We start from the raw sequence: 20,639 nt of genomic DNA, 5'->3' as shown, positions 1-20,639 counted from the left end.
GCACAGAGTCCTTTCTATTTTAGTTACCACTTTTAATAGATCGGACTTTTGTGTTTTTGTGTAGCAAAAAATAGGATGGAAGGAAGTGTTTTTTTCTTCCATCCACCCTGTTTATTATAGAGCCTAAATTTCACAAGAAAAGAGGGCTAGCAAATAAGCTAGTCCTCTCTATTTGCCTAGGGAGCTAGAATGTTGCACGAAATATTATGCAATATTTAGTGATTATTTTTATTAAAAACCTATAATGTTAAGGTTTATAAAAATTTTTAATAGTATATATTTATTTATATGGAGACGATCGGTCTCGAACCGACGACCTCTACAATGCCATTGTAGCGCTCTCCCAACTGAGCTACGCCCCCAATATAGAAATACACATATATCTTACGCAATTTTGAAATATAAGTCAATAGTTGAAAAAACATTATCCTAATTGTTCCTAGAAGTAATAGTCGAATATAATTAATCCAATCAAAAGACTTTCTATTATATACGTTAAGTAGTTCTAAATAGAAAAAAGAGCAAGCTTGAGATAAATCAAGCTTGCTCTTTTTTGTAATTAATTTTAAATTATTATTCTGCTTCAGTTTCTTCAGCAGTTTCTTCTTCTGTTTCGTCTTCAGCTTTTTCTGCATCAGCATCTTCATTAGAGGTCATCTCTTCACCAGGTTTTTCAGGGACAACGATTTCGCCATTGATGATTTGTTGTTTGTAGTCTTCAACAGCTTTCTTAACTTCGTCAGTTAAGAATTCAGTTGTAAGGTCTACACCACCATCAGCTAAACCTAAAGTTTGAACGCCACCTTCAAAACCTTCAGCTTGTGTTTTTTCAGCAAATGCTTTCACTGATTCACCAACTTGTTTCAATGTAGATGTTAATGTTAAGTGACGCTCTTCACCGTCAATTTCAATTAAGCCTTCAGCGTCTTGGTCTAAGTCTACACCAATTACGTATAATTCTTGAGAAGGATCGTTTGATACACGGTCTTTAGCTTCTGAGAATACACCTTGGCCAGTTCCACCAGCAGCATGATAAATGATGTCTGCGCCACTAGAGTAGATTGAAGCTGCTAGTTGCTTTCCTTTAGGAGCATCTGCAAAGTGACCAGCATACTCGATTGATATTTCGATATCAGGGTTAACTGTTTTAGCACCAGCTACAAAACCAGCTTCGAAACGGTCAATTACTTCAGACTCAACTCCACCGATAAAACCGATGTGGTCTGTCTTAGTAGTCATAGCTGCAGCAACACCTGCTAAGAAAGCTGCTTCGTTGTCTTTAAAGGTAATAGAAGCTACGTTGTCTTTTTCAACAACAGAGTCTACGATAACAAAATGTCCATCTGGGTTTTGTTCAGCTGCTTCATCAATAGCCGGTTGTAACTTATAACCAATACCAAAAATAAGGTTTGATCCACCTTGGATAGCTGCATTGATGTTTGTTACATAATCTGAATCTGACTTAGATTCAAGATAGAAGTAGCCACCAGGGCCTTCTTCTAATTCATTTTCTTCACCGTAAGCTTGTAAACCTTCCCAAGCAGATTGGTTGAATGATTTATCGTCCACTCCACCAACGTCAGTAATGATTACTGGTGAAATTTGTTCTTGAGCAACAACAGTTGCTAAAGGTAATGTAGCTGCACCTAGTGTTAAGGCAGCTGCCGATAGTGTTAATAATTTTTTCATAGAATACCTCCATTTGTTTTAACTATAATATACCTTTATAAGGTCGATAAAGCAAGCGTTTGCTTTCTAAGTTAATCACTCATGATCACATATAAAAGCCTCCAATTCAGGAATAACCCAAACTAGAGGCTAAAAATACTTTTGGAAGACACATTAGTTTTTCAATTGGTATTGAACCGCAATTTCTGCACCTAATTTTGCATTATTATAAACCAATTGGATATTAGTTTCTAATGAGCGTCCTTCAGTCAATTCAACAATTTTTGCTAATAAGAAGGGGGTGGATTCCTTACCATGAACGCCAGCTTCTTTTTCTTCAATTAAAGCTTGATCAATGATAGCATTGATTTCATCGTTAGGGATTTCGTATTCTTTAGGGATTGGGTTTGCAATCAATAAACCAGCTTGTAAATCTAGTTGATCAGCGGCTACCATTCGCTGGGCAATTTCTTCTGCAGAATCTGCCCTACTAGTCAAGCGGTAAGGTGAGGTTGAAGAATAAAAGGCTGGCAGGTAATCGGTTTGATAACCAGTAACCGGAACCCCTTTAGTTTCTAAGTATTCCAAGGTTCTTGGTAAGTCTAAAATAGCTTTAGCTCCCGCACATACCACGGTAACAGGAGTTTGGGCTAACTCTTCAAGGTCAGCAGATACATCCATGTGTTCAGTATATCCACGATGAACCCCACCAATTCCACCGGTTACAAACACTTTAATCCCGGCTAGATGAGCGCCAATCATGGTTGTAGCCACGGTAGTGGCTCCTAATTGCTTATTGGCAATTACTTCGGCTAAGTCTCGTCTGGATACTTTGACCACTTCTTTTGCTGTAGCTAAGATTTCCAAGTCTTCTTCTTCTAAGCCAATTTTAAACTGCCCGTTCATGATGGCTATGGTTGCTGGAACAGCTCCGTGGTCACGAATAATTTGTTCCGTTTCTTGTGCCATTTTAACATTTTGTGGATAAGGCATTCCGTGTGAAACGATAGTTGATTCTAAGGCTACAATCGGTTTTTGTTGAATGATTGCTGCTTGAACCTCTTTAGAGATGGATAATAGGGGATGATTCATAGCGTTAGCTGTTTCTTTATTATATGGTTGATTCATAGTTATATTCCTCTTTCTTTAAAATATTTGACAATTTCCAATCAATTGACGTTCTTCTTCAAACAGTTTCGCATTAAGATTTTTTCTAACTGTGGAAGGGGATTGTACAGTGTAATAAGAGTTAGTAATACCATAATGAATGGCTTCACTTGGAGCATATTCTTTTTTGAGCCCGTATATTAATCCCGCTACAAAAGAATCGCCAGCCCCTGTCACATCAACTAATCGAGGGTTATTAGGAGGTTGAAAATATAGAAACTCTTTCTTTTGATTCGAGTATAGCAATGGTTTAGTACCACGAGTGATAATGACATTTTCCACTCCTCGATCAATCCATAGCTCAGCGAGATATATAAAATCATCTTCCGTCTTAACTTTGTGATTAAAGTATTCTTCAGATTCATCCTGATTGACAATTAGCCATGTAATTCCTTTTAAATTCTCTGGCAGATGGTTCATTTTCGGTCCGGAAACTGGAATAACCACCAGAGGTATTTGCTGTTTTTTCGCTATATTCATCACTTGTTCAACGGCAGATTGAGTGAGATTAAGATCCATAGCAATGAATTGACAATTTTCAATTTGTAAATGGAAACTAGTAATCCATTCAGCATTCATTTGATCACAGATTTCCATATCAGCAAAGGCTACTTCCATTTGACCTGTTTCATCGAGAATGGCTGTGTAGGAGGACGTATTGTGATTTTCTAAGGATTTCACATGGTCTAAATTCACAAAGGGCTGAGTAATAGCCTTAATTTCTTCAAAATCAGCATCGATACCTGCTAAAGATAGTAAACTCACTGAGAGTTCCATCCTTCCGAGGTTTTCTGCTACATTTCGTGCAACTCCTCCAACAGTCACTGTTGAGTTAACAGGATTAGAGGTGGATTTGAGTAAAGGTGTTTTTAACTGAAAGATACGGTCAATATTCATAGCTCCGATACAAAAAATATCAGCTGGTTCATTGACAATATAGGCTCTACCTTGCAGGTAGCGCTTTTGCGTAAGTGATGACACAATATTAGCTAGAGTAGATCGATTAATACTCAAAATTTCAGCAAGTTTAGTTTGAGTAAGAAAAGGGTCTTGCTTAATTAAATCCAAAACACGCTTTTCATTTGAGTTGAGTCTGATGATAATACCTCCCACTGACAACAATTGTCCTTATTTAAGATTCTTGTCTTAATTATACCTTTAAATTAATAGAATACAAGTCTTATTTAAACGAAACTTGAGAAGTATATTGACAAGAACTATAATACAATCACTCAATTAAGCGATTAAAGAGAGGGGCTTTATTTTGTTAAACGACCGATATATAATGGCAATCGATCAAGGAACGACATCTACTAGAGCAGTCATAGTGAACCATCAAGGTGAATTTATAGCCAGTGCTCAAAAAGAATTTCAACAATTTTTTCCTCAATCTGGTTGGGTAGAACAAGATGCTAATGAGATTTGGCAATCCGTTCAGTCCGTCATTTCTCAAGCTTTGATTAATGGTAATATTCAACCTAAGCAGATAGTAGCAATTGGAGTCACTAATCAAAGAGAGACGACAGTCATTTGGGACCGTGAAAGCGGAGAGCCTATCTATCACGCGATTGTCTGGCAATCGCGGCAATCAAGCGAAATATGCCAAGCGCTTAAAAAGAGTGGCTATGAAGATATTATTAAGAAAAAGACAGGCTTACCGCTTGACCCTTATTTTTCAGCGAGTAAAATTCGTTGGATTTTAGACCATCTTCCAACTTCTCAAATAAGAGCAGAAGCTGGCGACTTAGCCTTTGGCACAATAGATTCTTGGTTGATGTGGAAATTGTCAGGTGGCAGACACCATATTACGGACTATTCTAATGCTTCGCGTACCCTTTTATTTAATATTGAAACTCTGGAATGGGATCGAGAGCTTTTAGACATATTCAATATACCTGCTCAACTATTACCCCAAGTGGTATCAAATTCTGAAATATACGGAAAAACAGCCACCTATCATTTTTACGGTCACGAAATACCATTAGCTGGTATGGCTGGAGATCAACAAGCAGCATTGATTGGTCAACTCGCCTTTGATAAAGGGCAAGTTAAATCAACTTATGGAACAGGTGCCTTTATATTGATGAACATTGGGAATGAGCTAAAGCTGTCTAAGCATGCGCTATCTACTTCTATCGCTTATAAATTTCCTAACCAATCTCCAGTATACTGTATTGAGGGCTCTATATTCGTAGCGGGTTCAGCTATTCAATGGTTACGAGATGGATTAAGGATGATTGAAGAATCTTCTGAATCTGAGGAACTCGCCCAACATTCAAAAAACGAAGATGAAGTATATGTGGTGCCAGCTTTCACGGGATTAGGAGCTCCTTATTGGGATTCTCAGGCTAGAGGAGCTGTGTTTGGCTTAACTCGTGGCACTGATAAAGCTGACTTCGTTAAAGCGACCTTGCAATCTTTAGCTTATCAAGTGCGCGACATCATTGATGTAATAAAGGATGAAATGGGGGTCGTCATTCCAGAATTAAAAGTCGATGGAGGCGCTTGTAAAAATAATTACTTGATGCAGTTTCAAGCAGATATTTTAAATACGGCAGTAACACGCTTATCCAATCTTGAGTCCACGGCATTGGGGGCTGCTTTTCTAGCAGGCTTAGCAGTAGACTATTGGCAGTCTATTGAAGAAATCCAAAGCTTAGTTAAACCCGCTATAACTTTTAAACCGAAAATGTCAATAAATCGCAGTGAAGATTTATATGAAGGTTGGAGAAGGGCTGTTCAGTCGACGCGACATTTTAGTAACAAGCGGAACTAGTTTAATTTAGCTTTAGAATAAGAAAATAATGAGAAATCAATAAGGATTTAATCATAATTGCGATTGTATTTGCTTTAAACCTGGAAGCGTTTTATAATATAGTAAAAGTATTAAGGGGGAACTATAAGTGGTACAAAGCTTACATGAATTTTTATCAGCAGCAATTGCAGAAAAGAAAGAAAAGAATCTCTATAATGAAATCGAAGCCTTATCTTCTGCAAACGGCCCAATCATTGAAATTAACGGACAAGAGCTCATTAATTTATCATCAAACAACTATCTTGGTTTAGCAACTTCCGAACGTTTAAAAGAGGTAGCTAAAAAAACTATTGATAAGTATGGAGTGGGAGCAGGTGCGGTTCGTACTATTAATGGTACGATGGATGTCCACAATATTCTAGAAAAGAAAATTGCAGAATTTAAGAAAACAGAAGCTGCAATAGCTTTTCAATCAGGCTTCAATTGTAATATGGCTGCTATTTCTGCCATCATGAACAAAGAAGACGCTATTCTTTCAGATGCATTAAACCACGCTTCAATCATTGACGGCTGCCGTTTATCACGTGCTAAAATCATTCCAGTGAAACATCAAGACATGGATGATTTACGTGCAAAAGCTAAAGAGGCAACAGAATCAGGCTTATACAAAAAAGTAATGTACATTACAGACGGTGTTTTCTCAATGGATGGCGACGTAGCTAATATTCCAGAAATTGTTGAAATTGCAGAAGAATTCAACTTAATTACTTATGTTGATGATGCGCACGGCTCAGGAGTAATGGGTAAAGGTGCGGGTACAGTTAAGCATTTCGGTCTATCGGATAAGATTGACTTACAAATTGGAACCCTTTCAAAAGCTCTTGGTGTAGTAGGTGGATATGTTGCGGGTTCACAAGAATTAATCGACTGGTTAAAAGTAGCTGGACGTCCATTCCTATTCTCAACTTCATTAACACCGGGGGATGCTGCAGCTGCTACTGAATCGATTAATATCTTAATGGAATCATCAGAATTACACGATCGCCTATGGGAGAATGGTAACTATCTTAAAGCTGAATTAAAAGCATTAGGCTTTGATATTGGCAACTCGGAAACACCAATTACACCAGTTATTTTAGGTGAAGAAAAATTAGCTCAAGCCTTCTCTAAACGGTTAAGAGAAGAAGGAGTCTATGCTAAATCAATTGTCTTTCCTACAGTACCACTCGGAACTGGTCGTGTGAGAAATATGCCAACAGCTGCACATACTAAAGAGATGTTAGACCAAGCAATTACCATCTACGAAAAAGTTGGTAAAGAATTAGGCGTAATCTAGGAGGGAATCATGAAAAAAATCTTAATTACTGGTGCATTAGGCCAAATCGGTTCGGAATTAGTTGTTAAGTTAAATGATATGTATGGTGAAGAAAATGTCGTACCTACAGATATCCGTGTAGTAGAGGGAAATGAAGTCTGTAATCATCCTAACTTCGCTATTTTAGATGTAATGGATATGGACGCATTTATGGCTATTGCTAAAAATCACGAAGTAGACACATTAATTCATATGGCTGCTTTATTATCAGCTGTTGCAGAAGAAAAGCATTTATTAGCATGGGATATTAACATGCAAGGTTTAGTAAATGGATTAGAAGTTGCTCGTTCATTAGAGCTTCAATTTTTTACACCTTCATCTATTGGTGCGTTTGGTCCAGACACACCAAAAGTTGGTACTCCTCAAGATACTATTCAGCGCCCAACAACAATGTATGGAATTACTAAGGTAGCAGGTGAGTTACTGTGTGATTATTACTATACTCGCTTTGGTGTGGATACTCGTGGCGTACGTTTCCCTGGTTTAATATCTTACGTAACACCTCCAGGAGGTGGAACAACTGACTACGCAGTGCAAATCTATTATGATGCGATTAAGTATGGTAAATATGTCTGCAATATTCCTCAAGGTGTAAAAATGGACATGATGTACATGCCAGATGCTATTCAAGCAATCATTGATTTAATGGAAGCTGATGCTGATAAATTGGTTCATCGCAATGCTTTCAATATTTCAGGTATGTCATTCGAGCCTGAAGAAATTGCGGCATCAATCCGTAAAGTCATGCCAGACTTCGAAATGACTTACGATGTGAATCCAACTTTAGAGCGCATTGCGAAATCTTGGCCAGATGAAATGGATATTTCAGCTGCTAAAGAAGAATGGAACTTTAAAGCAGAATATGATTTAGATAAGATGACAGTGGATATGCTTGAGAAATTAAAAGCTAAACAATAATTTTTGACTTAATAGCGTTGGCTTGTTTGCCAACGCTATTTTTCATTCATAAATAATAATTATGAATAAATTGTGAACAAAATTAGAAGAGTGTTCGTTTGTGGATTAAAAAGTAAACTCCGACAAACACTGATATAAAAGCATCTACAATAGGGATGGGAATAATATTCTTAAAAAAATCATCATTATTTCTAAGCAAATTACTAGCATAAATAGAATATAGGATGTATGATGAAGACATACTAGAAGAACAAAGGAGCGATTTTATAATGAAAAAATCTTTTAAAAAATTAGTTTTAATTTCAATGAGCGCTATCACCTTAGGAGCTATAGCTCCAACTGTATCTATCTTTGCTCAAGAAGATAGTGAAACAACTGTGGACTCAATGATTGAAGATTCTATGGAAGAAACAACAGTTGAAGAAGATGAAGAAGTAAGTCCAATGCAGAAAGCTTTGGAAGAAATCGTTAAAAAGTATCAAGAAGATTATCCAGAAGTTGGAATTAATCGTATTATCATCCAACCTTTAGAAGAAGATGAAGAAGATGATCTATCTGTCAAAGTCGAGTCAGAAATGGGAATGGCTGATGACGAATCTGAAGAAGAAATGACCCAAGATGAAATGTCAGATGAAGAAATGACTGAAGACGAAATGGATGAGGTAGATCCATTTGAAATTACGATTGAAGGTACAGATGAAGAAGCAATGGAAGATGTAACTGTTTCTTATGATGCTCGTACGAAAGAAGAAATCCCTGAAGACGAAAACGAAGTTGAAGATAGGATGTCTGAAGCTGAAGATACTATGGATGACATGATGTCAGATGCAGAAGATGCAATGGATGATATGATGTCAGATGCAGAAGATGCAATGGATGATATGATGTCAGACAATGAAGAAAGCGAATCTGATACTGAAGAGGAAATGTCTGATGAGCCTTTAGCTACTATTGATTTTGAAGATCTTGCTGGTTTTGACGAAATTAAAGAAGCCGCTGAAGAAGAAGCTGGCATGGGTGAAGCATTAGAATTTGTTTATTCAGTTAATGAAGAAACAGATGTCACTGAAGTGGCCGTATTTGTTTATGAAAACACTGAAGAACCAACCGAAGGAAAAATGATGACCATTACTTTAGATGCTACAACTTTAGAAGTTCTAAAAGTTGAAGGCAGTGAAGTTGAAGAAGCGGTAGATAGTGAAGGGAATGCAGTAACTAGTCCCCAAGAGTCAAACAATGGTGGTCAAGATGCTCCTTCTAACGAAGAAACAACTACAGAGGAATCTGAAGGACATGAAGAAACAACTACAGAGGAATCTGAAGGACATGAAGAAACAACTACAGAAGAATCTGATGAAAATGAAGATTCAGATACAACAGAAGAAAATGAAGAAACAACTTCTGAACAATAATTTTATATGAATAGACGTAAAAAAAGTCCGAGCAATTTGCTCGGATTTTTTTTAAAGATTGGATAGTAAATTACAAAGGTCCTTTTCAAATTGGATTGCTTTAAGATAGGGATGATCATTCCTACCAGGTTTGTTATGGACATTAAAGCAAATAGCTTGCCAACCACTATTTAAAGATCCTTCGATGTCATTGGTCTAATCAACTCCACTATAAATAATTTCATCTTTTGCGCAAGCAAGTGAGTTAGTAATTTTATTGATAATTTCAACATCAGCTTTCGAATAAGCCAAGTTTTCCGATATGAAATTTTGATCCTCATCAAAGTATTGCCTTGAGCCGAGCACTTCAATTTTACTCCTTTGACCAGCATTGGCTCCTTTAGTCAGTATAAAGAGTTCTACAGAACTTTCTTTAAGGTGGAGCAAGCATTCATGAAAATTTGGACGAAGCGTTAGATATTTTTTGCAATCCTTGTATAGATCAAGAAAACTATGAGCTGGATCTAAGTGAATTTCATGCTCGAAAGTGCTAAAAGCATCAATAGTCCGCTGCAATTGATAATGAAGTTTACTACAGTTATCGGCAATAAAGGATTGGTAAAGATTTTTCGAATAATGCTGGTAGACAGGATTAAAAGAATCAAAGGGGATGTTATAAGGGTTGTCTGATTGAAAGGCTTCATATACCTGCTGATAAATGGCACTTCGATCATAGAGTGTATCATCTAAGTCAAAACCTATTGCTTTAATCAATTTTAAACTCCTATATAAACTTATCTATCTCATCACAGCATAGTTATTAGCAAAATTATTCTATAATTTTCAAAAACAAGTATAATATGTAGTAAGAGGAGTGATGGTATGAGTAAATACTATAAAGCAAAGCAAATTATATTAGATAGTTCAGTAGTTGAGGAAGCCTTTCTTGAAGTAACAGATGAGGGTAAGTTTGGCGAAATTGTGAGTGATTTGCCAGCAAATGTTGAGCGAATAAAAGATTATGAGAATCTGATAATTGCTCCTGGTTTAGTGGATACACATATCCACGGCTATCAAGGTTACGATATTATGGATAATGATCCTGAAGGTCTGCGCCATATTTCTGACCAATTATTGACTTGCGGAGTGACCTCCTTTTTGCCAACAACTTTAACCGATTCGATTGAGCGTTTAAATGCAGTATGTTCGATGATCAAAACAAATTATCAAACCTGTCAGGGAGCTAAAGTCCGAGGAATCTTTTTAGAAGGACCTTTCTTTACAGAAAAATATAAAGGGGCACAAAATCCCAAATACATGAGTGATCCCTCGATTGATGCATTAAGTGAATGGATAAAATTGTCAGGGGGTTTAGTCAATAAAATTGCAATTGCACCAGAACGTCAAGGAGTCATTCCATTTATTGAATATGCCAAAGCCCAAGGAGTCCATACTGCACTTGCCCATTCAGATGCTAGTTATGATCAAGCAAAAGCTGCAGTAGAGGCAGGTGCTGATATTTTTATTCATTTATACAATGGTATGTCAGGTTTGCACCATCGCAATCCTGGTATGGTTGGCGCGGCACTTAGCTTGAAAGATGTTTTTGCTGAAATCATAGCCGACGGCCACCATGTTCACCCAGCTGCTATTGAAATTGCACTTAAAGCTAGAGGACTAGAAGAGACAGTTTTAATTACTGATTGTATGCGAGCCGGTGGCATGGGAGAAGGCATCTCCCGTTTAGGTGAGTTTGATGTAATGGTAAGCGAAGGAACAGCGCGATTAGTTGAAGGAGGAAGCCTCGCGGGCTCTATTCTAGAACTGATACAAGGCGTTCAAAACATGATTAAATGGGAACTAGCAACAGTCGACCAAGCAATTCGGATGGCGAGTCTAAATCCAGCGCGTTCTGTCGGAATTCAAGCTGAATGTGGCTCAATAAGAAAAGATATAGCAGCTGATTTTATTGTTCTTAATCAAAAAGCTGACTTACAAGCAACCTACTTAGATGGCCAATTAAGATATCGAGTATAGAATAATCCCCAAGAAACCCCTCTTGGGGATTTTATTTTACTTTATTTTTTATCATTTTCTGGCATGAAGGTTAATTGATAGCGATCATTGAAAAAAGTACGAATAGCTAAATGAGCGGAAGTTGCTGAGACCAGTGAAGTGGTACCTAATAAAGTAAAGGAGATCATCATTTGATACATAATTGCCTTGGTTGGATCGACACCGGCAAAAATTAAACCCGACATCATACCCGGTAAGGTGACAACTCCTGTAGTTTTCACGCTATCGATGGTTGGCTGAATACCAGATTTAACGGCCAGTTTTTTAATATGCGTGCTAGCTTGCTGTGGACTTGCTCCTAAGGCTAGCATTTCTAGAAATGCCTGTCTATGATCTTCAAAAAGCTGTTTCAAATTTCTATAGGTTAAACCGAGAGCCGTCATGGCCGTCCCAGAAATCATCCCTGTGATTGGAACCACTTGGGAAGGGGTAAATTTTAGAGAACCAGATAAGACTAATATTGCTAAACTAGTGAGTGATCCAATTCCGATTGCTGATAAAGAAATGGCGAAGGCTTTATTTATTCCTTTACCGTGCTTAGAAGCATTCCAAGCGGCATTGAAAATAATAACCGCAACCATGGCTACAGTAAGCAAAGCGTTATCGATAGAGAAGACTTGTTCTAAGACATAGCCTACAATTAATAATTGTAAAATAACTCTTACTATGGCAATCAATAAATCTTTCCAAAGGTCCAGTTGTTCTTTATATGAAATATAAAAGGTTATTAAAACAAGGGAAAAAGAAAGGGCTAAAGTAAGCGGACTAACTTGAAGATTCTGAGTCATTATTCTTCCTCGCTTTCATCGATATTTTTCGATATATAAACTTCGCGATTAGCAAGCTGGTGGTCCTTGTCTAAATGACTAATTAAAAGAGTAGTAATTCCTTCTTTATCAATATAGTTGAGTAGCCAACGCCATAGTATTTCTCTGGTTCTTTGATCAAGAGCAGAGGTAATTTCATCTAATAATAAAATTTCCGGCGGAAAAATTAAATTTCGAATAAGAGCAACCCGTTGTTTTTCTCCTCCAGATAAACTATTAATTTCTTTGCTTAAATAATCGCTTGAAAGTTCTACTTCTTGCAATAATTGAACAATACGATCTTTATCAGCGGGTAAATCGCGAATTTCATAAGGGAAGGACAAATTATCCCATACATCTCGACCAAACAATTGAGCTGTTTGGAAGCAGTAGGAAATTTTTTGTCTCAGTTCAATGGGTGGATACTGGTCAATTTCTTTCTCTTCAAAAAAAATAGACCCTGATCGGCTTAGGTTAGGGGCATTTAAGTAAACAATTTCTTTTAAGAGGGTTGATTTTCCTGATCCAGAAGGGCCATTGATAGAAACAAAATCCCCTTTTTCAATCTTAAAAGACAAGTCAGAAATAATTGTTTTCTTTGAACTTTGAATAGTAAGATCTTTGACTGTAAGAATATTTGACATAATATACTCCTTTTTAGAATCATTATCATTTATTTTAACATGAGGGTGACTCTTATTAAAGCTAACTAGAAAAAAGTTGAAGCCTTTGGCTTTAATTGCCTTAGGCTTCAACTTTAGGAGTCTGTTGATTAGAAAGAGCTAAATCAATTAACTCATCAGTCAACCAATCGTTTTTAACTAATAAGGGACCGTGAAAATAACTGCCAAAAGTATTGCGGTAATGGGTCCCTTCAGTTTGGTCTTTACCATTATTCCCATATCCTTGAATGACTTTTCCGAAAGCTTTTTGATTTTTTCCTAAATGAGTCACACCATTGTGGTTCTCGAACCCGATGAGTTCGCGCTTAAAATAGTCAGAATAGATTTTGGTATCACCGGTAAAGCGGTGGTTGATTTGTCTTTCAGTAAAATGGTCAAGAATACCAAGTCCCGGTATTTTTTCTCCTTTAGCATTAACATAATAATGACCTAAGAGTTGATAACCACCACAAATTGCTAGAACGACACCATCTTTTTCAATGAATTCTTGCAAACCAGGTCGGATGGATTGGATCTGTTTAGCAATTACCTTTTGCTCGTAATCTTGTCCACCACCAAAAAAGACTAAATCATAGGCAGTAGGATCAAAAAGGTCATCAATTGTTACCACTTCAGTTAATACATCCATCCCTCTTTTTTGGGCATGGTATTGAAGCATCAGTAAATTTCCATTATCACCATATGTATTAAGTAAATTACCATATAAGTGACAAATTCTAAAAGTTTTCATTCACTTCTTCCTCTCAATGATTTAGATAGCCCTGCTTTTTTAGTTCTTCTCTTAATTGAAGCATGGCAGTATAAGTTGCTAAAACATGAATGTTTTCTGTGTTGGCTTGCTCAATCAGCTGGAAAATTTCTTCTATTGAGTGAGCTTTTTTAATTTGATTTTCATCAATTCCCGCAACAACAATTCGCTTGGTCAAATCATCTACTTTATCACCAGCGGTGATGACTTCAGCGACTGGCATGGTCTTTAATCGTTCATAATTACCGTCCCAAATCCATGAAACATCTGTCCCATCAGCATATTGATTATTTAGAATATTGACTAAAGTGAAGGGTTGATGATCAAAAGTAATCAGTTCTAGTACTTGATCTAAACCAACCGGATTTTTCACCAAATTAAGTAGAACCTTTTTGTCTTTTATTTGAATACTTTCTTGTCGACCAAATACTTTCTTAGCTTTTTCAAAAGCTTGTCGAATCTCACTATCATCTAACCCTAGCTCTCTAGTCAATGAATAAGCGGCTAAAGCATTATAAATATTATACTTACCAGCAACTGGTAAAGTGAAGGACTGGCCATTAATCGAAAATTGGGAGTGGGTAAGCGCCAGCTCATTAATTTGATCGACGGTATAAGTTAATTTGGGACGTTTAAAACCACAATGTTCGCAATAATATTTACCTAAATTAGCATAAGTAATCATTTTATAGGTTAGGATATGATCGCATATTGGGCAAAGTAAACCATCGGTATTATGATGCGGAACAATCCGTTCATCCTTTTGATGATCAAAACCAAAGAAAATTTTCTCATTTTCTATTTCTAATGAATTAAACATTGGTAGATCGCCGTTGGCAATAATTTTGGCTGTAGGCACACTTTTAGCAGCATTTTTTAATAAATCAAAAATAGTATGAAGCTCACCAAAACGATCCAACTGGTCGCGGAAAATATTTGTAAAAACAAAATACTCCGGTTGGATGGCTTTAACCACATGGCTTAAAGAGCCTTCATCGACTTCTAAAATGGCTATTCCTTTTTGGCCATCTTTTAAGCGAGGGGCTTGTAAAAACGTAGTTACTATTCCTTGATGCATATTTGATCCAGAGGGATTGGTAATGACTAAGGGCTCTACTTCTTTTAAAATTTCAACAATTAAAGAGGTTGTTAGCGTTTTTCCGTTTGTGCCAGTAACAACCACAACTTGATAATTGTTGGCTAATTCTTTTAAGAGATCGGGTTCTATAGTAAGGGCAATTTTTCCAGGTAAGGAGGACCCTCCTTGAGTGAATTTAGTTAATAAATAACGGCTTGTCTTTCCAATAATACGAGCGATTTGGCTACGTAATGGCATACTACCACCTCAACTTTTCATAATATACAAGTAATATTATTCTATCAGTCCTCAAGTAAATTTGGAAGAAAGAATCTCTTTTGACAAGTGATAGGATGTGATAGAATAGAATAGTGTGTGAAGGATTGACTTTCTAAATAAAAATAACCTATTATGAATAGGTTGAATTAAACTACAGACAAGAGGAGCATGGTAATGGCTAAGTTTTATTTTAAATATGGAGCAATGAATTCAGGTAAATCAATAGAAATTATTAAAGTTGCTCATAACTATGAAGAACAAAACAAAGCTGTGCAAATCTATACTTCAGCAATAGATAACCGTGACGGGGTAGGGATTGTTTCTTCACGAACAGGTTTCAATCGACAAGCTATTCCGATTTCTGATGAGGATAACTTTTATGAAAAGATTAAGGCTTCTCACCAAAAAGACCGCCTTTTTTGTGTCTTGGTTGATGAGGCACAATTCTTAAAGAAACACCATATCATTGAATTAGCTAAGGTTGTCGATGAGTTAAATATTCCGGTCATGGCCTTTGGTTTGAAAAATGATTTTACCAATGAACTATTTGAAGGGTCAAAATATTTGCTCCTTTATGCTGATAAAATCGAAGAAATTAAAACAATTTGTTGGTTCTGTCATAAAAAAGCCACTATGAATTTAAGGTTTCTTGATGGTCAACCAGTTTATGAAGGAGACCAAATTCAAATAGGGGGCAATGAAGCTTATTTGCCTGTTTGTCGTAAATGTTATAAAAACCCTGGAAAAATTTAAAAAAAGACTTTAATAAGTAGATTGAGGAGAATGTCATGTTTGAACAATTAGATCAATTAATCTTCCGTTTTGAGGAAGTAATCGAAATGATGAGTGATCCAGAAATTATATCTGATTCGGATCGATTAAGAAAGTTATCGATTGAGGAATCCGATTTAAGACCCAAGGTAGCTAAAATTCGTCGTTATAAACAAGTCAATGAAGAACTATCAGATACAGAAGAAATGTTAGCGGGCGATTTAGACCCTGATATGGCAGAATTAGCCAAGTTAGAACTTTCTGATTTGAAGGAAGAAAAAGATCAATTAGAAGAAGAAATTAAATTGATGATGTTGCCAGAAGATCCTAATGATGGCAAAAACATTATCATGGAAATTCGAGGAGCAGCCGGTGGGGATGAAGCACAACTATTTGCAGGGGATCTTTTAACCATGTACTCCAAGTTTGCTGAAGCCCAGGGCTGGAAAGTCGAACTAATGTCAGCCAATATTACAGGCATTGGAGGATACAAAGAAGTAACCTTAATGATTACAGGCGAAAAAGTCTACTCCAAACTAAAATTCGAAAACGGTGCACATAGAGTGCAACGTGTACCAGAAACCGAATCGCAAGGTCGGGTTCATACATCCACTGCTACAGTAGTGGTAATGCCTGAACAAGAGGAAATCGATTTTGATTTAGATGAAAATGATATCCGTGTGGATATTTATCATGCTTCTGGTGCTGGTGGACAGCACGTTAACAAGACAGCTTCAGCTGTTCGAATGACCCATATCCCAACAGGAGTTGTGGTAGCTATGCAAGATGAGCGATCACAATTAAAAAATAGAGAAAAAGCCATGAAAGTATTAAGAACACGTGTTTACGATATTCTGCAGTCTGAAAAGCAAGAAGCTTTTGATTCTGAAAGAAAGTTGGCAGTAGGTACTGGAGACCGATCTGAACGAATTCGCACATATAATTATCCACAAAACCGTGTGACCGACCATCGGATTGGCTTAACCATTCAGCAACTCGATTCTATTATGCAAGGCAATATCGATGAAATCATTGATGCCCTTGTTGTATATGACCAAACGCAAAAGTTGGAGGAGCTCAATGGTCAAGGAGCATAAAGAACTAACTTTAAATGAAGCCCTCCAAAAGGCTTCATTTTTTTTGAATCAACACGGCCACGATGCAAATTTGGCGCGCTATTATTGGATGCAGTTGTTTGATTGGGATTTAAGTCAGACCGTCAAGTTTTTAAATCAACCGATTTCACAAGGTCTAGCCAGCCAATTTGATTCTGCTCTCCACCGGATAGTAAATGATGAACCGATACAGTATATTAGCGGCTACACTTATTTTATGGACCACAAATATCAGGTAAGTCCGGCTTGCTTGATCCCACGAGAAGAAACGGCTGGTTTAGTTGAAAAAGCGCTGGCTTATATGCGTCAGCTGCCTCCAGGCAAAGTAATCGATTTAGGAACCGGTTCAGGCATAATTGCTATTGAATTAAAGAAAGCTTTACCAACTTGGGAAGTATATGCTAGTGATTTCTCACAAGCAACCCTTCAACTAGCTAAGAAAAATGCTAATGACCATCAAGTGAATATTCAATTTGTCCATTCAGACTTGATGCAAGCCTTTAAGCCAGATTTTCAATTTGATGTATTCGTTTCTAATCCACCATATATTGCTCAAAGTGAGTTGGATTTAATGGATGCTTCTGTAAAAAAATATGAACCACAATCCGCCTTGTTTGCGGAAGATGAAGGTTTAGCCATTTATAAAGCTTTAGCTAAGCAATTACCTTCACACTTAAAACCAAGAGCCGGTGTTTTTTTGGAAATAGGTTTTGCCCAAGGACTGGCTGTTAAGACGATATTACAAGACGCTTTTCCAGCGGCTTTTATTCAAATTGGACGTGATTTTGCGGGTAAAGATCGATATGTATCTTTGATGCGAGAGGAGGATTTAAATGAAGACTCTAATTTTTGATAAGCAAAGCTTGCCTCAAGCAGCAGAACTACTAAAAAAGGGGGAATTAATCGCTTTTCCAACCGAAACGGTTTATGGATTAGGGGCTATTGCCACAAATCCAGCAGCTGTGGCAAAAGTCTTTAAAGCAAAGGGCCGTCCTAATGACAACCCCTTAATCGTGCATGTTGCCAATCAAGATCAAGTTGAAGAACTAGTGAATGAAATCTCCCCCATCGCTCAATCATTGATGGATAGTTTCTGGCCGGGACCTTTAACGATTATTTTTCCACTTAAAAAAGGCAAAGTAGCTGATAACGTGACTGGCGGTAAGCAAAGCGTAGCTATTCGGATGCCTAATCAGTCTCTCACCTTAGAATTAATTGACTTAGTGGGAACCCCACTAGTAGGTCCGTCAGCAAATCTATCTGGCAAACCAAGTCCGACGAGCTTGGCGCATGTACTACATGATTTTAGAGGTGTAATTGCTGGAATTCTAAATAATGGCCAAGCTTTAACGGAGGTGGGTATTGAGTCGACAGTTGTCTATCCCCATGAGGATAGAGTGGATGTTTTACGACCAGGCCATATCACGCCTAGTCAGATTCAAGCTAAAACAGCCTGTCCTGTTCAGATTGTTTCTGAAAAAATGCAATTGGCTAATTTAAATGTAGCTTCCCCAGGAGTCAAATATCGTCATTATAGTCCCAAACAACCGGTTTACCTGATAGCATTTCCGAGAAAAATAGAAGAATGGGTTGAATTAGTCAATAAAGAATCGATGAAGATAGGCATTTTGGCTGATAATGCTATTATTGATGGTTTGAAAGAACGGCCCCAGGTTGTCGATAGTTATTCATTGGGTCAACCGAATGACTGGCAGAGCGCTTCACAACATTTATTTTCTGGACTTAGGGCTCTAGAAAAAGGTCCGGCAGAGAAAATTTATGTTCAAGGATTAGAAAATGATGAGAAAACACTTGCTTTCATGAATAGGGTTACGAAAGCGTCGTCATTTATGTTATAATTAAACTACAACTAAATGTTGTAACTATTTTTTTGGAGGGTGTATATATGTCAAATATTAATGCAGAAGTTTTTGAGGTAATTGAAAAAGAACGCCAACGTCAAACGCATGGTATCGAATTAATTGCTTCAGAAAACTTTGTATCTGAAGATGTTATGAAGGTTCAAGGGTCAATCCTAACCAATAAATATGCTGAAGGATATCCAGGACGTCGTTATTATGGTGGGTGTGAATACGTAGACATCCTAGAACAATTAGCAATTGATCGTGCCAAAGAATTATTTGGCGCAACTTATGTTAACGTTCAACCTCACTCAGGTTCTTCAGCTAACTTAGCTGTTTACCGTGCCTTCTTAGAACCAGGAGATAAAGTATTAGGTATGGACTTATCTCAAGGTGGGCACTTGACTCACGGTTCACCAGTTAACTTCTCTGGTCAATCATATCATATGTTAGCTTATGGTCTTGATGAAAATGAACAGCTAGACTATGACACTTTAGAAAAAATTGCGCGTGAAGAGAAGCCAAAAATGATTATTGCGGGTGCTTCTGCCTACTCACGTACAATCGACTTTGAAAGATTTGCAAAGATTGCTAAAGAAGTTGGCGCTATTTTAATGGTTGATATGGCGCATATCGCTGGTTTAGTAGCGGCTGGTTTACATCCAAATCCACTTCCTTACGCGGATGTAGTTACAACTACTACTCACAAGACTTTAAGAGGTCCTCGTGGTGGCATGATCTTAACTGCTAAAGAAGAATATGGTAAGAAATTAAACTCTGCTATCTTCCCAGGAATCCAAGGAGGACCTTTAGAGCACGTTATTGCAGCTAAAGCAGTTGCTTTTGGTGAAGCTTTACAACCTGAATTTAAAGAGTATGCACAACAAGTTATTAAGAATGCCGCTGCTATGGCAGAAGTATTTAACGAGAGTGGCTTACGCGTTATCTCAGGTGGTACAGATAACCACTTAATGTTATTAGACTTAACAAGCTTTGATGTTTCTGGTAAGTGGGCACAAAACCGCTTAGAAGAAGTTGCAATCACTGTTAATAAGAACTCTATTCCAAATGACCAACGTTCATTTGTTGAAACATCAGGTATCCGTGTGGGAACACCAGCAATTACTTCAAGAGGTATTAAAGAAGATCAAGCACGTGAAATTGCTGAAATTATTGTTAAGGCTCTTAAAGCCGAAGAGTCTGAACTTGCTGAACTACGTAAGCAAGCAGAAGCAATTGTAGCTGACAAGCCTCTTAACGCTTATCACTAAGATACTTTAGATTAGGAGGAAAAAGAATGGCAAAATTTACGGTAGTTGATCATCCCTTAATTCAACATAAACTAACCATTATTCGCGATAAGAACGCTTCAACTAAAGTGTTTCGTGAAGTAACCAATGAGATTGCTATGTTGATGGCTTATGAAATCACACGCGACCTACCGCTTGAAGAAGTTGAAATTGAAACACCACTAGCTGTTACTAAGCAAAAACAAATTGCTGGTAAGAAAATGGCTATTGTTCCAATTCTTCGTGCAGGATTAGGTATGGTAGACGGAATTTTATCTTTGGTCCCCGCTGCTCGCGTGGGTCACATTGGTTTGTATCGTGAGCATGATACATTAGAGATTGTTGAATATTTTGCTAAGCTTCCTCTTGATATTAAAGATCGCCAAGTATTTGTAGTCGATCCAATGTTAGCTACAGGAGGATCTGCCATTTCGGCTCTTAAACAATTAACTGAGAAATATGGCGTTGATAAGCAGCACATTACATTTGTATGTTTAGTGGCTGCTCCTGAAGGAGTGAAGGCTTTGCAAGAAGCTTTTCCAACTGTTGATATCTTTACAGCTGCCTTGGATGAGCGCTTAAATGAGAATTCCTATATTCTACCAGGACTTGGTGATGCTGGTGACCGTATCTTCGGGACTAAATAATTTTTAAATTA

At 37.3% G+C, this 20,639-nt stretch carries 19 protein-coding genes and 1 tRNA gene; 11 read left to right on the top strand and 9 right to left on the bottom strand.

Going from position 1 to position 20,639, the window contains the following annotated elements; all coding sequences use genetic code 11:
- Positions 1 to 289: 289 nt before the first annotated feature.
- The 4 genes from ACQV2X_RS04425 to ACQV2X_RS04410 all read right to left on the bottom strand — a co-directional run bounded on the left by ACQV2X_RS04425 (position 290) and on the right by ACQV2X_RS04410 (position 3,948).
- Positions 290 to 362, bottom strand: a tRNA-Ala gene (locus tag ACQV2X_RS04425).
- A 211-nt stretch (positions 363 to 573) separates the two neighbouring features.
- Positions 574 to 1,689: a BMP family lipoprotein gene (locus ACQV2X_RS04420; RefSeq protein WP_428873840.1), complete on the bottom strand. Its 1,116-nt coding sequence runs from the start codon at positions 1,687 to 1,689 to the stop codon at positions 574 to 576.
- A gap of 153 nt (positions 1,690 to 1,842) precedes the next feature.
- Positions 1,843 to 2,760 (bottom strand): pseudouridine-5'-phosphate glycosidase, encoded by a 918-nt coding sequence (locus ACQV2X_RS04415; protein WP_428894274.1) that lies wholly within the window; start codon positions 2,758 to 2,760, stop codon positions 1,843 to 1,845.
- A gap of 54 nt (positions 2,761 to 2,814) precedes the next feature.
- Positions 2,815 to 3,948 (bottom strand): PfkB family carbohydrate kinase, encoded by a 1,134-nt coding sequence (locus ACQV2X_RS04410; protein ID WP_428873841.1) that lies wholly within the window; start codon positions 3,946 to 3,948, stop codon positions 2,815 to 2,817.
- A gap of 151 nt (positions 3,949 to 4,099) precedes the next feature.
- Between ACQV2X_RS04410 and glpK the strand changes: the two genes are divergently transcribed.
- From glpK to ACQV2X_RS04390, 4 genes are all read left to right on the top strand, one after another.
- Positions 4,100 to 5,611, top strand: a complete 1,512-nt coding sequence (gene glpK, locus ACQV2X_RS04405; protein ID WP_428873842.1) for a glycerol kinase GlpK — start codon at positions 4,100 to 4,102, stop codon at positions 5,609 to 5,611.
- A 127-nt stretch (positions 5,612 to 5,738) separates the two neighbouring features.
- Positions 5,739 to 6,926, top strand: coding sequence for a glycine C-acetyltransferase (locus ACQV2X_RS04400; protein WP_428873843.1), 1,188 nt, complete (start codon positions 5,739 to 5,741; stop codon positions 6,924 to 6,926).
- Positions 6,927 to 6,935: 9 nt separating this feature from the next.
- Positions 6,936 to 7,883: an L-threonine 3-dehydrogenase gene (locus ACQV2X_RS04395; RefSeq protein ID WP_428873844.1), complete on the top strand. Its 948-nt coding sequence runs from the start codon at positions 6,936 to 6,938 to the stop codon at positions 7,881 to 7,883.
- Between the two features lie 269 nt (positions 7,884 to 8,152).
- Positions 8,153 to 9,295 (top strand): hypothetical protein, encoded by a 1,143-nt coding sequence (locus ACQV2X_RS04390; RefSeq protein ID WP_428894273.1) that lies wholly within the window; start codon positions 8,153 to 8,155, stop codon positions 9,293 to 9,295.
- A 195-nt stretch (positions 9,296 to 9,490) separates the two neighbouring features.
- Here the strand turns inward: ACQV2X_RS04390 and ACQV2X_RS04385 are convergent, their stop codons facing one another.
- Positions 9,491 to 10,048, bottom strand: a complete 558-nt coding sequence (locus ACQV2X_RS04385; protein ID WP_428894272.1) for an HAD family hydrolase — start codon at positions 10,046 to 10,048, stop codon at positions 9,491 to 9,493.
- Between the two features lie 108 nt (positions 10,049 to 10,156).
- On the opposite strand from ACQV2X_RS04385, the gene nagA reads away from it, so the two are divergent.
- Positions 10,157 to 11,311, top strand: coding sequence for an N-acetylglucosamine-6-phosphate deacetylase (gene nagA, locus ACQV2X_RS04380; protein ID WP_428894271.1), 1,155 nt, complete (start codon positions 10,157 to 10,159; stop codon positions 11,309 to 11,311).
- A 41-nt stretch (positions 11,312 to 11,352) separates the two neighbouring features.
- On the opposite strand, the gene ACQV2X_RS04375 is transcribed toward nagA, so the two are convergent.
- The 4 genes from ACQV2X_RS04375 to ACQV2X_RS04360 form a co-directional block, all read right to left on the bottom strand.
- Complete coding sequence (locus tag ACQV2X_RS04375; protein ID WP_428873848.1) at positions 11,353 to 12,138, bottom strand: ABC transporter permease; 786 nt, start codon at positions 12,136 to 12,138, stop codon at positions 11,353 to 11,355.
- The gene (locus ACQV2X_RS04370; RefSeq protein WP_428873849.1) at positions 12,138 to 12,800 is read right to left on the bottom strand and encodes an ABC transporter ATP-binding protein; all 663 of its coding nucleotides are present in this window, start codon (positions 12,798 to 12,800) and stop codon (positions 12,138 to 12,140) included. Before ACQV2X_RS04370 ends, ACQV2X_RS04375 begins: the two co-directional genes overlap by 1 nt.
- Before the next feature lie 100 nt (positions 12,801 to 12,900).
- Positions 12,901 to 13,569, bottom strand: a complete 669-nt coding sequence (locus ACQV2X_RS04365) for a type 1 glutamine amidotransferase (RefSeq protein WP_428892783.1) — start codon at positions 13,567 to 13,569, stop codon at positions 12,901 to 12,903.
- Between the two features lie 13 nt (positions 13,570 to 13,582).
- Positions 13,583 to 14,923, bottom strand: coding sequence for a MurT ligase domain-containing protein (locus tag ACQV2X_RS04360; RefSeq protein ID WP_428892782.1), 1,341 nt, complete (start codon positions 14,921 to 14,923; stop codon positions 13,583 to 13,585).
- Positions 14,924 to 15,118: 195 nt separating this feature from the next.
- On the opposite strand from ACQV2X_RS04360, the gene ACQV2X_RS04355 reads away from it, so the two are divergent.
- From ACQV2X_RS04355 to upp, 6 genes are read left to right on the top strand one after another with little or no spacing between them, the layout of a single operon-like run.
- Positions 15,119 to 15,697: a thymidine kinase gene (locus ACQV2X_RS04355; protein ID WP_428873852.1), complete on the top strand. Its 579-nt coding sequence runs from the start codon at positions 15,119 to 15,121 to the stop codon at positions 15,695 to 15,697.
- A 35-nt stretch (positions 15,698 to 15,732) separates the two neighbouring features.
- Entirely contained in the window at positions 15,733 to 16,812 is a 1,080-nt protein-coding gene (gene prfA / locus ACQV2X_RS04350) for a peptide chain release factor 1 (protein WP_428882093.1), read from the top strand.
- A complete protein-coding gene (gene prmC, locus ACQV2X_RS04345) occupies positions 16,796 to 17,683 on the top strand; it encodes a peptide chain release factor N(5)-glutamine methyltransferase (RefSeq protein ID WP_428891844.1) in 888 nt (295 codons plus the stop codon). The genes prfA and prmC overlap by 17 nt, the downstream gene beginning before the upstream one ends.
- Complete coding sequence (locus ACQV2X_RS04340; protein ID WP_428873855.1) at positions 17,664 to 18,689, top strand: L-threonylcarbamoyladenylate synthase; 1,026 nt, start codon at positions 17,664 to 17,666, stop codon at positions 18,687 to 18,689. The genes prmC and ACQV2X_RS04340 overlap by 20 nt, the downstream gene beginning before the upstream one ends.
- A gap of 47 nt (positions 18,690 to 18,736) precedes the next feature.
- A complete protein-coding gene (glyA, locus tag ACQV2X_RS04335) occupies positions 18,737 to 19,963 on the top strand; it encodes a serine hydroxymethyltransferase (RefSeq protein ID WP_428873856.1) in 1,227 nt (408 codons plus the stop codon).
- Positions 19,964 to 19,989: 26 nt separating this feature from the next.
- A complete protein-coding gene (gene upp / locus ACQV2X_RS04330; protein WP_428873857.1) occupies positions 19,990 to 20,628 on the top strand; it encodes a uracil phosphoribosyltransferase in 639 nt (212 codons plus the stop codon).
- Positions 20,629 to 20,639 lie beyond the last annotated feature (11 nt).

Origin of the sequence: Facklamia sp. P12945, from assembly GCF_050409485.1 — a bacterium.
GTDB lineage: Bacteria > Bacillota > Bacilli > Lactobacillales > Aerococcaceae > Facklamia.
The sequence above is the reverse complement of the archived record's forward strand: the minus strand, read 5'-3'. Positions and strand labels throughout refer to the sequence as shown.

Excerpts from the sequence above, each read along its gene's own strand:
- ACQV2X_RS04370 (WP_428873849.1), bottom strand. The coding sequence starts at position 12,800 with ATGTCAAATATTCTTACAGTCAAAGATCTTACTATTCAAAGTTCAAAG.
- ACQV2X_RS04360 (WP_428892782.1), bottom strand. The coding sequence starts at position 14,923 with ATGCCATTACGTAGCCAAATCGCTCGTATTATTGGAAAGACAAGCCGT.
- ACQV2X_RS04340 (WP_428873855.1), top strand. The coding sequence starts at position 17,664 with ATGAAGACTCTAATTTTTGATAAGCAAAGCTTGCCTCAAGCAGCAGAA.
- ACQV2X_RS04375 (WP_428873848.1), bottom strand. The coding sequence starts at position 12,138 with ATGACTCAGAATCTTCAAGTTAGTCCGCTTACTTTAGCCCTTTCTTTT.
- prfA (WP_428882093.1), top strand. The coding sequence starts at position 15,733 with ATGTTTGAACAATTAGATCAATTAATCTTCCGTTTTGAGGAAGTAATC.
- prmC (WP_428891844.1), top strand. The coding sequence starts at position 16,796 with ATGGTCAAGGAGCATAAAGAACTAACTTTAAATGAAGCCCTCCAAAAG.
- glyA (WP_428873856.1), top strand. The coding sequence starts at position 18,737 with ATGTCAAATATTAATGCAGAAGTTTTTGAGGTAATTGAAAAAGAACGC.
- ACQV2X_RS04355 (WP_428873852.1), top strand. The coding sequence starts at position 15,119 with ATGGCTAAGTTTTATTTTAAATATGGAGCAATGAATTCAGGTAAATCA.
- upp (WP_428873857.1), top strand. The coding sequence starts at position 19,990 with ATGGCAAAATTTACGGTAGTTGATCATCCCTTAATTCAACATAAACTA.
- ACQV2X_RS04365 (WP_428892783.1), bottom strand. The coding sequence starts at position 13,569 with ATGAAAACTTTTAGAATTTGTCACTTATATGGTAATTTACTTAATACA.
- ACQV2X_RS04395 (WP_428873844.1), top strand. The coding sequence starts at position 6,936 with ATGAAAAAAATCTTAATTACTGGTGCATTAGGCCAAATCGGTTCGGAA.
- ACQV2X_RS04415 (WP_428894274.1), bottom strand. The coding sequence starts at position 2,760 with ATGAATCATCCCCTATTATCCATCTCTAAAGAGGTTCAAGCAGCAATC.
- ACQV2X_RS04390 (WP_428894273.1), top strand. The coding sequence starts at position 8,153 with ATGAAAAAATCTTTTAAAAAATTAGTTTTAATTTCAATGAGCGCTATC.
- ACQV2X_RS04420 (WP_428873840.1), bottom strand. The coding sequence starts at position 1,689 with ATGAAAAAATTATTAACACTATCGGCAGCTGCCTTAACACTAGGTGCA.
- nagA (WP_428894271.1), top strand. The coding sequence starts at position 10,157 with ATGAGTAAATACTATAAAGCAAAGCAAATTATATTAGATAGTTCAGTA.